This is a genomic window from Rhodothermus bifroesti, from assembly GCF_017908595.1.
GTDB lineage: Bacteria > Bacteroidota > Rhodothermia > Rhodothermales > Rhodothermaceae > Rhodothermus > Rhodothermus bifroesti.
Map to the genome: position 1 here is coordinate 639,615 of NZ_JAGKTL010000002.1, position 13,185 is coordinate 652,799.

12 protein-coding genes are annotated in these 13,185 nt (G+C 56.4%); 1 reads left to right on the forward strand and 11 read right to left on the reverse strand.

The features are described 5' to 3' along the window. Window positions 1–10: 10 nt before the first annotated feature. The 7 genes from J8E65_RS06515 to J8E65_RS06545 form a co-directional block, all read right to left on the reverse strand. Window positions 11–2,341 (reverse strand): DNA gyrase/topoisomerase IV subunit A, encoded by a 2,331-nt coding sequence (locus J8E65_RS06515; protein ID WP_210374826.1) that lies wholly within the window; start codon window positions 2,339–2,341, stop codon window positions 11–13. Between the two features lie 96 nt (window positions 2,342–2,437). Next, window positions 2,438–3,088: an RNA-binding domain-containing protein gene (locus J8E65_RS06520; RefSeq protein ID WP_210374827.1), complete on the reverse strand. Its 651-nt coding sequence runs from the start codon at window positions 3,086–3,088 to the stop codon at window positions 2,438–2,440. Between the two features lie 17 nt (window positions 3,089–3,105). Beyond that, complete coding sequence (locus J8E65_RS06525; RefSeq protein WP_210374828.1) at window positions 3,106–4,212, reverse strand: NAD(P)H-dependent glycerol-3-phosphate dehydrogenase; 1,107 nt, start codon at window positions 4,210–4,212, stop codon at window positions 3,106–3,108. Between the two features lie 25 nt (window positions 4,213–4,237). Continuing rightward, a complete protein-coding gene (plsY, locus tag J8E65_RS06530) occupies window positions 4,238–4,927 on the reverse strand; it encodes a glycerol-3-phosphate 1-O-acyltransferase PlsY (RefSeq protein WP_210374829.1) in 690 nt (229 codons plus the stop codon). A gap of 88 nt (window positions 4,928–5,015) precedes the next feature. Beyond that, window positions 5,016–6,017, reverse strand: a complete 1,002-nt coding sequence (gene purM, locus J8E65_RS06535; protein ID WP_210374830.1) for a phosphoribosylformylglycinamidine cyclo-ligase — start codon at window positions 6,015–6,017, stop codon at window positions 5,016–5,018. A gap of 53 nt (window positions 6,018–6,070) precedes the next feature. Then, window positions 6,071–6,877 (reverse strand): phytoene/squalene synthase family protein, encoded by an 807-nt coding sequence (locus J8E65_RS06540; protein ID WP_210374831.1) that lies wholly within the window; start codon window positions 6,875–6,877, stop codon window positions 6,071–6,073. Between the two features lie 2 nt (window positions 6,878–6,879). Further along, a complete protein-coding gene (locus J8E65_RS06545) occupies window positions 6,880–7,677 on the reverse strand; it encodes an enoyl-CoA hydratase/isomerase family protein (RefSeq protein ID WP_210374832.1) in 798 nt (265 codons plus the stop codon). A 141-nt stretch (window positions 7,678–7,818) separates the two neighbouring features. On the opposite strand from J8E65_RS06545, the gene J8E65_RS06550 reads away from it, so the two are divergent. Further along, on the forward strand, window positions 7,819–8,658 hold the full coding sequence (locus J8E65_RS06550; protein WP_210374833.1) for a DUF6454 family protein: 840 nt from the start codon (window positions 7,819–7,821) through the stop codon (window positions 8,656–8,658). Here the strand turns inward: J8E65_RS06550 and J8E65_RS06555 are convergent. Genes J8E65_RS06555 through J8E65_RS06570 form a run of 4 tightly spaced genes read right to left on the reverse strand, consistent with a single transcriptional unit; the run spans window position 8,648 to window position 13,164 of the window. After that, window positions 8,648–9,382 carry a hypothetical protein gene (locus J8E65_RS06555; protein WP_210374834.1) on the reverse strand — a complete coding sequence of 245 codons (735 nt, stop codon included), beginning with the start codon at window positions 9,380–9,382 and terminating at the stop codon, window positions 8,648–8,650. The genes J8E65_RS06550 and J8E65_RS06555 overlap by 11 nt on opposite strands. Continuing rightward, window positions 9,360–10,667 carry a threonine synthase gene (thrC, locus tag J8E65_RS06560; protein WP_210374835.1) on the reverse strand — a complete coding sequence of 436 codons (1,308 nt, stop codon included), beginning with the start codon at window positions 10,665–10,667 and terminating at the stop codon, window positions 9,360–9,362. The genes J8E65_RS06555 and thrC overlap by 23 nt, the downstream gene beginning before the upstream one ends. A 5-nt stretch (window positions 10,668–10,672) precedes the next feature. Continuing rightward, on the reverse strand, window positions 10,673–11,659 hold the full coding sequence (locus tag J8E65_RS06565; protein ID WP_210374836.1) for a homoserine kinase: 987 nt from the start codon (window positions 11,657–11,659) through the stop codon (window positions 10,673–10,675). A 26-nt stretch (window positions 11,660–11,685) separates the two neighbouring features. Beyond that, entirely contained in the window at window positions 11,686–13,164 is a 1,479-nt protein-coding gene (locus J8E65_RS06570) for a glutamate synthase subunit beta (protein WP_210374837.1), read from the reverse strand. Window positions 13,165–13,185: the final 21 nt, after the last annotated feature.

Below are 13,185 nucleotides of genomic sequence, written 5' to 3' on the forward strand. Positions count from 1 at the left end.
ACGGCAAAGGTTATCGCTGTCCGTTGAATCGAATTTCTACTGGGGGTAGCATGACCCGTGCAAGCTGCCCACGCCGGATGATTTGCCGGCCTCGGTTACCCCGACGCGATACTTCAAACTTTGTGATGCGTACAATTTCGCGACGGCCACGTGTGGTTTCGACTTCTAAGCCTTCGCGAGCAGCTGAAGCCAGCGTAAAGCCGAGTACTTCGTCGCCCTTCCCCAGCCTCATGGCAATGACCCCCTTGGCCGCCGAGCGAACGGGCGGGATCTGCGCTACTGGGAAAATAAGTACATATCCGTTTCGCGATGCCAAGCACACGTTCTCATTCCCCCGAGCCACCTCAACGCCTAGGACTTCATCTCCGGTTTCCAGGCGCATAAAAAGCCGCCCGTTTTTTGTTGATGGCTCTCGAAAGCTGTCTATAGGCATACGCAGGGTTTGGCCCAGCCGCGTAATGGCTACCAGGTGTAGACCCAGGACTTGAGGCTCACCACGGTCTTCAAAAAGTTCCGGCTCCGTTTTGGGACTCGGCATCGGCTGAGGCAGGGCCCGTTCATCAAACACCACGACGCCCACCACGCGCTCCCGATCCGAAAAATCGAAAAGCTTCTGCACGGGGTCGCCATAGCCCGTTGTGCTTGGCAACGCCTCAATGCGGGTGGTATAGCAACGGCCATAATTGGTAAAAAATCCTACCGTAGCGCGTGTTGATCCCGGTAAAACCCAACCTACCGCGTCGCTTTCACGCACGCGAATGCTTTGCACATCGGTATAAGAACGCTGGCGCTTCACCCATCCATCCCGGGAGACGATCACGTAAACATCTTCGTCGACGATATAAGCTTCCTGGTTGTAGGCAAAGCCCTCATCTGGGCCAGCAATTGTTGTGCGCCGCTTGTCTGCAAAACGCGCTTTAATGGCCTGAAGCTCTTCACGGATTAGCCGCCAACGCGCGGCTTCGTCGGCCAGCAATGCACGCAACGCGGCAGCCTGCTTTTCTTTTTCTTCTAGTTCTTGGCGAATTGCCGCTATCTCTAGCCGAGAAAGCTTGTAGAGCTTGGTTTCCAAAATGGCATCGGCCTGCAGCTCGTCGAGCTGAAAGCGATGCATAAGTCGCTGCGCGGCATCAGCTTTGTCACGAGCAGAACGGATGATACGAATGGCCTCATCTAAAGCCCCAAAGATTTGCTCAAAACCGCGCAAAATATGGATGCGGCGCTCGAGCTGCTCTAGGTCGTACTGCAGGCGACGAACCACGACTTTCATGCGGAACTCCAGAAAAGCCTGCAGCAGGGTTTTGAGGTCAACCTTACGAGGAACCGCCACTTCCGGATTTTCCGTTGGCACAAGGCAGGTCAGATTGACGTGAAAACGCATTTGCAGTGGCGTATGACGCAGCAAATAGGCAATGGCTGCATCCGCATCGGCGCCGCGCCGAAGCTCCAGTACGATGCGAACCTCGTCGGTAGACTCGTCGCGCACGTCGGTGAGCTGGGGGACTTTCCCGGCAGCAATATGCTCGGCAATTTTCTCGATCAAGTCACTTTTGGCAACACCATACGGAATAGAAGTAATGATCAAGCGCGTCTTGCCTTCCAGCTGGTATTCGCCTCGAAGCTCAATGGCTCCCTCGCCTGTACGGTAGATTTCAAGCAGCGATGCTGGCGTGTTCAGTACGCGGCCACCGGTTGGGAAATCTGGACCTGGAATAAACCGTTCAACAAGCACTTCCAGCGGTGCCTGAGGGACATCGATCAGGTACAACAACGCATCGATGACTTCCCCCAGGTTATGTGGTGGAATGCTGGTAGCCATGCCCACAGCAATCCCGCTGGCTCCATTGACAATCAGGTTAGGGAAACGGGCGGGCAGCACAACGGGCTCGAAGAGCGTGCCGTCAAAGTTGGGCCGCATAGGGACGGTCTGGCGCCGCAGTTCCTCGAGCAGCTCCATAGCAAGCGGCCGTAGGCGCGCCTCGGTGTAACGCATTGCCGCAGCCGCATCGCCATCAATAGAGCCAAAGTTGCCATGCCCATCAACCAGAGGGTAGCGCAATGAAAAGTCCTGCGCCATGCGTACCATTGCCTCATAGATAGCGGCATCGCCATGGGGGTGGTATTTCCCCATCACCTCACCGACGATGGTGGCGCTTTTGCGATGCCGCGCATCTGGATACAGACGCAGGTGCTGGAACATCGCGTACAGAATGCGGCGCTGAACGGGCTTAAGCCCGTCGCGAATGTCTGGCAGCGCACGGCTGGTAATAACGGATAATGCAAAATTTAAGTAACGCTCACGCGCCGCTTCGTGCAATGGTATGACGTCAACGACTGGCATTTTGCAATTCAATAACGGTCTTGCGCCTAAAATACGGATTTTTGCCGCTTCGCGTAGCGATAACTTATGCGGTCTTCCGTGACAGGTGTTTGTCACTTAACGTTCAAAGGCATTGTACGCCAGCGTGAAGTAATCCTGCGGTTCGTCTGGATGCAGGCGCAGCAGGTTAGCTTCTGCTAGCCGCACCAGCGTACGGGAAGCCTGTTGGCGGGACAAGTTCGCTAGATGGGCAAACTGTGTTACGGTGATGCGCCCATAGGTTTCCAAGTAACGCATGAGGCGCAACTCATTTTCGCCAAAGGTAAACACAATGCGCCGTGGTCGTTTTTGTGCCCGCATGAGCGCCAGCACTTCCGGGCTAGCCTCAATGCTGCGGTCTGCTACACGCACGTACGCCTGCCGCTGGTGGCCGTTACGCAGAAAGTGGGGTTTGCGTGCGCTTTCCTCGATGGTAACCACGATCACTTCTCGACGGTGCTCCAGCTGAATGCGCTCCAGCGTAAACGCAATTGGCGGGATGGCGCAGCGGCGCAAGGCTTGGCAAAGCGCAAAGACTTCTTCGTCGGCATCACGCACCCCTACCAAAGTACCATTGTCGTCTACGCCCAACAGCAAGCGTCCCCCTTGGGTATTCGCAAAGGCGATAATTTCCTTGGCGATGCGTTCTGGACGAGGAACCTTGCGCTTGAATTCCAGCGTGGGTCCTTCGCCCAGAGCCACAAGCTGGTTAAGCTCTTGCAGGGTCATGGTAAGTAGCGCAAGGGCTATCGGCAAGAGGCCGATTTGGAGGCCACAAGGCCATTGGGTGGTTCGAGCATTGCCGCTTGGGGTAACCAGTCCTCGTATTTCGCTTCCCGTGTCATGAGCTCGCGAACCGCTTCTGCAGGCTTTTTGCCCTCAAAGAGAATCTGGTAGACCGCCTCAGTTATGGGCATTTCAACGCCAAGCTGGCGAGCCAATCGGTAAACTGCAGCAGTGGTAGGCACACCTTCGGCGACCATTTGCATTTCCCGTTGCACCTCTTCCAGCGTGCGGCCGCGCCCGATTTGTTCCCCTACGTATCGGTTACGGCTATGCCGGCTCATGCAGGTAACGACGAGGTCTCCGATGCCAGCTAAGCCAGCAAACGTAGCTGGATCTGCACCCAAGCGCACACCCAAACGTTGAATTTCTGCAATACCGCGCGTGATTAAGGCAGCTTTGGCATTATCCCCAAACCCTACACCGTCGCTCATGCCAGCTGCCAACGCCATGACGTTTTTAACTGATCCAGCGATTTCCACGCCAATCAGGTCGGGATTAACGTACACCCGAAACGTAGGTGCCATGAACAAGGCCTGGATCTCTTCAGCGACAGCGCATGAAGGTGCGGCCGCAACTACCGTGGTGGGCATGCCAGCAGCTACCTCTTCGGCATGACTGGGGCCGTAGAGCACCCCGATTCGCTCTCGAGGCACCTCAGGCAGCACCTCGGCTAGAACCTGCGTTGTGGTCTTTAGCGTGGCGATTTCTAATCCTTTGGCTACCGAAACCACAATCAGCTCAGCACGCGCCCAGGGGCGAAGCTGCTCGGCCAGCGCGCGTACAGCCTGGGCTGGCGTAGCCACAATCCACACATCGCGTTCTGGTGCGGCCTCTTTAAGTGCAGAAGTGACGTAGATCGCCTCAGGGAGCTTAACGTCGGTCAAGTAGGTGGGGTTATGCCGCGTGCGACGGATATGTGCTGCCACTTCGGGTCGTCGGGCCCAAAGCGTGACCTGATGCCCATTGGCTGTGAGCAACACCGAAAGGGCCGTTCCCCAGCTGCCGGCGCCAAAAATGGTCAGCTTTCGCCTGGCCGGCCAACGGGCCTGGCTGGCAGTTGCGTTCATGACAACGGTCGGTTTGCAGGTGCGCTCAGCGCTGCAGTTCCCCACGCCCCAGCATACCTCGGGCTGGACGAAACGACCGTACCCGATTTTCTGTGCCGCTCAGCAGACGGCGAATATTCGACCGATGCGCCCAGATCACCAGCACGGCCAACACAATGCCAAAAATAAGTAGACTGCTGTCTAGCGATTCAATCCCGAATACATATTTGCGGATTGCCACCGCCGATGGAAACGCAATCGCGGCCGTGATCGAAGCCAGCGATACGTAGCGCGAAAGCACCAAAACCACCACAAACACGGCCGCTGTAATCAACATCGTAACAGGCGTCAAGGCTAGCAGCACACCAGCCGAGGTGTTAACCCCCTTGCCCCCACGGAATCCAGCCCAGATCGGAAACATGTGCCCCAACACAGCAGCAATACCGGCCATCAAACGAACTACCGTTTCAATATGCCAATGCAAAAACCCCGAAGGTAGATCGTCCAATCGCAGCGTTGCAATGACCCCTGCAGCCAGTACCCCCTTACCCAAATCAATCACCGTAGCCAATAAGCCGGCTTTCCATCCCAGCACGCGAAATACGTTCGTCGCCCCTGCGTTGCCGCTTCCATAATGACGCACGTCAATCCCGTAGAGCAATTGGCCTACCCAAACACTTCCAGGAATAGAACCTACAAGGTAGCTCAAAATCAAAATGACCAGCAAAGACAGCATGGCGCCTTTTATGCTATCGGATACAGTTTTTACTATAACGGAAATTATAGCAGTAGAAGTTTCCAATCCACAAAAAGGCTGCCATTTTTTAGGCCGTAACGATTTTACCGATTTCAACCGGATGCTCCCCTAAGGCCTCTAAGCATGCCATGGCCTCTGCCTTGCGATCTGCTGGAACAATAGCAATGAGCCCGATCCCCAGGTTAAACGTACGCCGCATGTCATCTTCGGGTACCTGACCTAGCTCCTGAATCAACCGAAAAATTGGTGGTCGTTCCCAAGCCGTATAGTCCACTTCAAAACGCAGTCCTTTCGGCACAACCCGCACCGTGTTTCCTGGGATACCTCCGCCGGTTACATGCACAAAGGCATGGACGCACGCTGCATCGATCAAAGCTCGGATCGGCTGCAAATATGAGCGGTGCACCGCCAAAAGTGCCTCGCCTACAGAGGCACCTCCTAAGAGCGCTGGCCGGTCGTGCACCGAGAAATGCGAAAGCAAGACCTTTCGTGCTAGCGAGTAGCCGTTGGTGTGCAGTCCAGTAGAAGGCAAACCTATCAGCACATCTCCATCCGTAACGTGGCGCCCATCCAAGATGGCCTCACGTTCTACAATGCCGACAATCATCCCTGCGAGGTCGTACTCTTCGGGTGCATAAAAATCCGGCATTTCAGCAGTTTCTCCACCGATCAGAGCACAGCCGTTCGCCTTGCAGGCCTCTACAAAACCTTGGATGATCTCTTCAGCAACCTCAGGCCGCAACCGTCCCGTGGCTAAGTAATCCAAAAAAAACAGTGGCTGCGCGCCGCACACAGCGATATCGTTGACGCAGTGGTTGACCAGGTCTTGCCCTACCGTATCATGGCGATTCATGAGAAAGGCTACCTTAAGCTTGGTGCCTACGCCATCTACGGAGGCCACCAGCACAGGCTGCCGAAAACAGGAAAAGTCGGGAGCAAAGAAAGCGCCAAAGGCGCCAATATCCGCAAGTACCCCCGAGGTAAAGGTTGAGCGCACCAGTGGCTTAATACGCTCAACCAATGCTTCACCCGCTTGAATATCTACTCCTGCGTCGCGATAGGTCGTCATCGATGAACCGTGGTTTTTAGTGCCAATATACGTAGGCAGCGTCAAAAAGGTGTTCACTTGCGGAAAGCCACCCGCGAAAAACGGGCCTGGTAGGCAATATGCAAGCGTTGCCAAGGGGAGAGCCGAATAGGGCCGCGCCACAGATCATAGTCTCGGCGTTCAATAGTATGCAGTACTTCAAGCGCCTCAAGCCAAGCGCGGCGCAAGACCGATGCATAGCGCCGAGGCAAAGCATGCACCAGCGTGCGGCCCCGTGCTAAGGCTTCTTGTGCCCGCACTACCTGCTTCCAAAGCAGGCGCCGCACGGCCGAGTTGCCAGCGCCGCGTTGCAACAGCTCTACCGAAACCCCTGCCCGATCGAGATCTTCCAGTGGAATAAACAGCCGATCAGCAGCCAGATCGCGCGGTAGCCGCGCCAGCCGGTCGGTCAGAAAAAATCCGGCCGCTAACGCATCCACAAGTGTATCTTCAAAGCGCGTAGCGACGCCCATGAGACGAACCAGCAGCCGACCATGTGCACCGGCAAAATCCTGAACAAAAGCCTCTAGCGCAGTTGCATCGGGGAAACGCACCGGACTAATCCACCCCCAGGCAGCCTGCAGCTGCCGACCCAGCAACGCTAAGGGCAATTGATGGCGTACGCAGGCCTGGTAAGCAGCTTCCCAAACCTCATGAGGCACAACTTGCACAGGATCACCCCGGATTAGGCGCTCGGCTTCTGCCTGCAGAAACGCTTGCGCATCTGCGCTTTCAGGCAGGCGGGGTCGCCGCAGGTTCAAATGCCAACACCAGAGCGCCTGCGCCGCTGAGCGCAATGCAGGTGGCCAAGGTTTTTCATAAAACGGCTGCAGCAGTGCCATCCCTAGCTTGCCGCTGTACGCCACGGAGGATCTTGCTTGGCCAAAAATGCCCGAATGCCCGCGCGAAAATCTGAGGTTCCACGCGCCAACGCATTGACACGCGTAGCGTACGCCAACGCAGCATCAAAACCCATACCCGGCAAATCGGCGAGTAAACGTCGTGTCAACGCAAGCGCTGAGGGACTCGTTTCCCTGGCCAGTTCCTGGGCCAGCGCATCGACTGTCTGCGCTAAAGCTTCGGTAGGCACTACCTGATGAATCAAACCAAGGCGCACGGCCTCCTCAGCCTCAATAAGCCGACCCCGCAACAATAAATCCCGCGCTACCGTTTCTCCCACACGCCGCAATACAAACACCCCAACAATAGCTGGCACAAACCCTAAACGCACCTCAGTAAAGCCTAGTTTGCTACCTGCCGCGGCGATAGCAAAGTCGCACGCGATGGCCAGCCCACATCCCCCAGCAATGGCATGTCCATTTAGTTTTGCAATAACGGGCTTAGGATAATAAGCCAATTGCCGTAATAAACCCGCCAGCTGCTCCGAATCCGCTAAGTTCTCCTCCACGGTTGCTTGCTGCAACCGTTCCAGCTCCGCCAAATCCGCCCCTGCCGAAAAGACCTTGCCCGCCCCCGTCAACACCACCACCCGCACCGAAGGCTCCTTGGCCAACGCTGCTAACGCCTCCGAAAGCGCCATAACCAGCGCACTGCTCAACGCATTCCGTTTTTCAGGCCGGTTAAGCACTAGCGTCGCTACCGGTTCTTGCACGTGCACCCGCACCAGCTCTTGCATAGTCATGGCTCAAAAGCTTTTGACCCATATTAGCACATGATCTGCACAAAAGCGAGCTCCTGTTGACAAAGGAATAACGCTTCCGTTAAGGCTGGCTAACACACGTTAGCTAGCTTAGGGCCGGTGCAACTTGCTACCCGCCCTGCGATGTATCGCCACTTCCTCTTTCCTTTGCTGCTTTTGCTAACTGCACCCTTACCTTATCCTGCACCGCCCTTACGGCTGGAAACCAGCAGGATCGTTACAAGCTCAGCAAGTCCTAGACTTTCCTCCCTATTGCGCCTAACGACGCTGGACTCGGCAAAGCTTTCTCGATATCAGCTACAATTTAACGCTTATCATGTCCAAGGCCTGGTAGTCAGCGATACTGTGCTATTTGTGACTGCTGTCGATCGCATGCGTCGCCAGGGCTGGCTTTTCCAAGTGCATCGCGCCAGCGGCCGCCTCATGCAAGCCGTTGAGCTTACCGAAGGGCTACGTATCCATCCTGGGGGACTTTCTTTTGACGGTCGCTGGCTCTGGATTCCCAATGCCACGTACGACCCCCACGGATCTACCCGCATCTTGGCACTCTCTCCACAGGATTTGTCCGTGCAACACAGCTTTACAGTTCAACATCACGTCAGCCTCTTGGCTGCCGACAGCCAGGGTCGGCTCTATGGTAGCGACTGGAATTCCCAATACTTCTTTGTATGGGACTTCGCGGGACGGCTACTGGTCCGCGTACCCAACCCTACAAAGGTGGCCTATCAAGACTGTAAGCTAGTGGATGCTTATCTGCTCTGCGGCGGTTATCGTGACCTCTGGAAAGGCGTACTAGACCTGATTGATCCAGAAAACTGGCGCCTGGTACACCGCATTCCCGTAGGCCGCACGCGCTGGGGCTGGCCACTCACCCGTGAGGGCCTGGCCGTCTACGGAGATACGTTGTATTTGCTTCCCTACGATGGCCAGGGCGAAGTGCTAGCTTTTCCAATTAGCGGCTGACCGCACAGCAAAATCGATACAATGGCCAGGCTTGTCGCCAGACCGTTAAGATCCAAAAAACCACAGCTGATTTACAATGCAATACCTCTTCACGCGACAGCGTCGCCCCTGCCCAAAGGCCCTCTGCACTGCGCAATACCGCAGGCAGTGCCTGCGGTAGTTCTGTCTCAGGCAATAGCCGCCTATTACCTTTTCTCAAGTAGATTTTAAATTGCAATAACGGCAGCAATGACCGTAACACTTCTATGCCTTCTTCCATCAATGCCACCCTAACCTGCTGCCAAACCGTACGTGCAGGTTCCCCAACATACACCCCAGCCCGCAAGCCATCCGCATGCAAACTCACCATTAGCTGCACATCCGCCAAACGCCGCCACCCCTGGCGGTAAAAAGCCATCCAGTAATGCGCATAGCACCCCCCTGCCCCAAAATCGTTCTTTAAAAATCGGCTGAACACGTTGCGCTCTGTCTCCAGCGCCAGCGCGTTGGGCAATACCCAATGGACTACCAAATCATCCCGTAGTCGCCGAAAAGGCTGTTGCACATGCTGTTGCAAAAGAGGTTTTTCCAGGCGGTACTGTTCCAAATGAGGCTGCGCTTTCAGGCGTTCCAATGCGGCAAAAGCTTCTGTCGAAAATCCCTCAAACGAGAGGCGAGAAGGCTCAGGTACGCAAAGTGCTTCAGCAGCAACATCGGCAGGGTCACGTCCGATTAGCGACCACATGGGGTAACAAGTGGGTCTTTAGCGCTTCCAGTGTAGCCTCAAGGCGCACAACCGACGTTTCCGCCTCCCAAAGCCGGGCTAAACGTTCAGGCATTTGGGGTTCAAAACCCAACGCGCGGCGTACAATCTCGGGGAATTTGGCCGGGTGTGCTGTAGCCAACACGACCAAAGGCGTTCGATCGCCTGTGGTTTCGCGATAACGCCGCGCGGCCTCGAGTCCTACCGCAGTGTGTGGATCCGCTACGTAGCCTGTGGACGCGTATACGCGCTGGATGCTTTCCAGGGTCTCCGTGTCTGAAACGCTTGTTCCCCAGATCCACTGGGCCAGCTGCGCGCCCAGCAGCGCTTCGAGGCGTTCGAAATTGCTTGGAGCCCCAACGTCCATTGCATTGGAAAGGGTACGACGCGAAGGGCCAAAGGCTGGTCCTTCACCAGCCAGAAAGCGGGGGAAAAAGTCGTTCGCATTATGCGCAGCGATAAAACGCCGTACAGGTAGTCCGCTGAGCGCTGCCAGCACGCCTCCGGTTAGGTTGCCTAAGTTGCCACTGGGCACGCAAAAGACCACGTCCTCAAAGCCGCCTGCAGCTACCGCCCAGATGTAGTAAAGCATTTGCGGCAGCAAACGTCCCACGTTGATTGAGTTAGCTGAGGAAAGCCGAAGAGAGCGGAAGTCTGGATCGGCAAAAGCCATTTTGACCAGTCGCTGGCAGTCGTCGAACGTGCCTTCGACTGCAAAGGCCTCGACGCCAGGTCGCCTAACGATGAGCTGGCGTTCCTGTACAGGACTAACCTGGCCATAAGGGTATAGCAATCCTACACGTACCCCCTCTAACCCAGCAAATCCATCGGCCACGGCACTGCCAGTGTCGCCTGAGGTAGCAACCAGCACCAAGAGCTGCTCTGAGCGACGCGCCAGCACTTCCCGGGCAAAGCGGGCCATGGTGCGCGCGCCAAAGTCCTTAAATGAAAGCGTTGGGCCGTGAAAGAGCTCTAGCACATAGAGCTCATCGCTTAAGGGCACTAAAGGGACTGGAAACGAAAGCGCCTCAGCTACGACGGCCGCCACGGTCTCGGGTGAAAACACCCCTTGGAGCCACTGTGCAAGCACCTCGGCTGCCATTTCTGGGAAAGACGTTGCCTGTCGCCACACGCGAGGCGAAAGCTGTGGGATCTGCTCTGGAACAAAGAGGCCTCCGTCAGGCGCTAGCCCTTGTAGCAGGGCTGCATCGAACGTTAAGGCCGGAGCCTGGCCACGGGTACTTCTAAAATAAACCGGACTAGCCATAGCCTTCAGAGCTGACGTACGCCTTCTTCATCCACAGCTGTCACAAATCCCTGGGCTGCAATCCCGCTTTGGTTGCTGGCTTCTAGCATGGCCGACAGAATCCGCTGCGCCTGCTGCTCGTTTGCGGCCAGGGCAAACATGGAGGGTCCAGAGCCAGTCAGAGCGCATCCAAAGGCACCGGCCTCTAGAGCAGCATGCCGTACAGCTTCATAGCAGGGGACGAGCGTAGCTCGAACCGGTTCCACCAGGCGATCGGCCATCATCCAGCGCCCTACGGTTTCCCAATCGCCGCAGCGGAAGGCATCCACCAGAAACGCCAGTGCTGCTGCGTTATGCACGGCATCCCGTAGCGGGACCTCGCGAGGTAGGATGTTGCGGGCCGTGCGCGTGAGGATTTCGACCTGTGGTAAAATTAGGGCGATCGACAAGGGCGCTGGTAGCGGAATGCGGCGATAGAGCAACGGGTTGCTTGCGGAAACAAGCACCAAGCCGCCAAAAAGTGCTGCCAGCACGTTGTCGCCGTGACGACTGCCAGCGGCCACAGCTTCTCCTTCCAGCACGGCCTCCACGAGCGCTTCGCGTGGCAGCGGCTGCTCGAGCAGTAAATTTGCCGCCCATGCTCCAGCCACTGCACTGGCCGCTGAGCTTCCTAAGCCTGAGCCCGCAGGCAGCCCTTTGTGCAGCCGCAAGGCAACACCATGCTGTGCTGCCGCTTGCCGCAAAACGGCTTGAGCAGCTACTGCTGCGGTATTGGTCTGTGGATCTTCTGGAATGTGCGACCCTGGCAATCCATTCGCCGCTACGAGATGAACCCCAGGTGTATCGGTTCGCCAAGCCTCAACGCGATCGCCTAGCCCTTGAATGCATAAGCCAAGCGCATCGAAACCTGGGCCAAGATTCGAAAGCGAGCCAGGTCCCCAAACGATTACCTGCCCGCTCAGAACGGTCTGCTCCACTGCAGATAACGCGGTAGCGAAGGGAAACTCTGCCATACGACATCAAGATACGTGCAGCGCAGTTACCGGAGCAAGGGTAAGTCGCCTTCGCCCTTCGTGGGCAAGCTGGTGTGCCCCATCAGATAAAGGTCCACTGCTCGAGCAGCCTCTCGACCTTCTGAGATGGCCCACACCACCAGTGAGGCGCCGCGATGGGCATCGCCAGCCACAAACACTCCTGGTACATTGGTTTGGAAATGGGCATCAGCCTTGACGTTGCCGCGGCTGTCGAGCTCAACACCTAATGCCTCTAGGAGCGGACTTCGCTCTGGGCCTTCATAACCAATAGCGATCAAAACCAGATCCGCAGGCCAGACGCGCTCAGTGCCTGGAATCCTGCGTCGCGTGCGCCGCGCGTTTGGCCCTGCGGGCACTGCTTCAACATCGACCGTAATCACACGTTCGACGTGACCGTTGCTTCCTTCAAAAGCGATCGTTTCCACACTCCAAACGCGCTCGCAACCCTCTTCGTGCGAAGTGCTTACATGCAGCAAATGCGGATAGAAAGGCCAAGGCATCTCGGGGGTGCGCTCGCTTGGCGGCGCCGGCCAAATATGAAAGTTGACGATTGTACGCGCGCCCTGGCGGTTGGCTACGCCAATACAATCGCTGGCCGTATCACCCCCACCAATGACAACCACATGCTTTTCTTTTGCATCAATGATCGGGATGCCTGCAGCCTCTAGGTCGTCTCGGGCTACGCGTTTTGTCGCCTGCCACAGGTACTCCCAAGCAAAGTGAATTCCCTTAAGCTCGCGTCCTGGAACGCGCACGTCGCGTGGCTGCGTGGCGCCCGTGCAAATCACGACAGCATCAAAATCGCGGCGGAGCTGATCCACTGGATAGTCACGGCCCACGTGTACACCTGTACGAAACGAGATGCCCTCGGCCTCCAAAATAGCTATGCGGCGGTCGATCACCCACTTTTCCATTTTAAAATCAGGTACACCGTAGCGAAGCAGACCGCCAAGGCGATCGTCTCGTTCAAACACGGTCACCCAGTGGCCAGCGCGATTTAGCTGGTCAGCACAAGCCAATCCAGCTGGGCCCGAGCCTATCACAGCTATGCGCTTGCCAGTACGCTGGGCAGGAGGTTCAGGCTTAACCCAGCCTTCCCGAAAGGCATGTTCAATAATGGCCCATTCGATTTGCTCAATCGTTACGGGCGGTTCGATAAGCCCCAGCACACAGGCCGATTCACACGGTGCTGGACAGATGCGCCCAGTAAACTCGGGAAAGTTATTTGTAGCCCGCAATCGTTCGTAGGCATCACGCCAGCGATTGCGATAAACCAAATCGTTAAAATCCGGGATAACATTTCCCAGGGGGCAGCCTGCATGGCAAAACGGGATGCCGCAGTCCATGCAACGGGCAGCCTGTCGTCGCAGTCGTTCTTCGGGGAGCAGGCGATAGACTTCGCGAAAATCGCGGATGCGTTCCTCTACCGGGCGCTTTTCCGGGTCTTCGCGGGGAATTTCAATAAAGCCACGTAGTGATCCCATAGCAGTTTACACAAAAACAAC

Excerpts from the sequence above, each read along its gene's own strand:
- J8E65_RS06540 (WP_210374831.1), bottom strand. The coding sequence starts at position 6,877 with ATGGCACTGCTGCAGCCGTTTTATGAAAAACCTTGGCCACCTGCATTG.
- thrC (WP_210374835.1), bottom strand. The coding sequence starts at position 10,667 with ATGGCTAGTCCGGTTTATTTTAGAAGTACCCGTGGCCAGGCTCCGGCC.
- plsY (WP_210374829.1), bottom strand. The coding sequence starts at position 4,927 with ATGCTGTCTTTGCTGGTCATTTTGATTTTGAGCTACCTTGTAGGTTCT.
- J8E65_RS06545 (WP_210374832.1), bottom strand. The coding sequence starts at position 7,677 with ATGACTATGCAAGAGCTGGTGCGGGTGCACGTGCAAGAACCGGTAGCG.
- J8E65_RS06525 (WP_210374828.1), bottom strand. The coding sequence starts at position 4,212 with ATGAACGCAACTGCCAGCCAGGCCCGTTGGCCGGCCAGGCGAAAGCTG.
- J8E65_RS06520 (WP_210374827.1), bottom strand. The coding sequence starts at position 3,088 with ATGACCCTGCAAGAGCTTAACCAGCTTGTGGCTCTGGGCGAAGGACCC.
- J8E65_RS06550 (WP_210374833.1), top strand. The coding sequence starts at position 7,819 with ATGTATCGCCACTTCCTCTTTCCTTTGCTGCTTTTGCTAACTGCACCC.
- J8E65_RS06565 (WP_210374836.1), bottom strand. The coding sequence starts at position 11,659 with ATGGCAGAGTTTCCCTTCGCTACCGCGTTATCTGCAGTGGAGCAGACC.
- J8E65_RS06570 (WP_210374837.1), bottom strand. The coding sequence starts at position 13,164 with ATGGGATCACTACGTGGCTTTATTGAAATTCCCCGCGAAGACCCGGAA.
- J8E65_RS06515 (WP_210374826.1), bottom strand. The coding sequence starts at position 2,341 with ATGCCAGTCGTTGACGTCATACCATTGCACGAAGCGGCGCGTGAGCGT.
- purM (WP_210374830.1), bottom strand. The coding sequence starts at position 6,017 with ATGACGACCTATCGCGACGCAGGAGTAGATATTCAAGCGGGTGAAGCA.
- J8E65_RS06555 (WP_210374834.1), bottom strand. The coding sequence starts at position 9,382 with ATGTGGTCGCTAATCGGACGTGACCCTGCCGATGTTGCTGCTGAAGCA.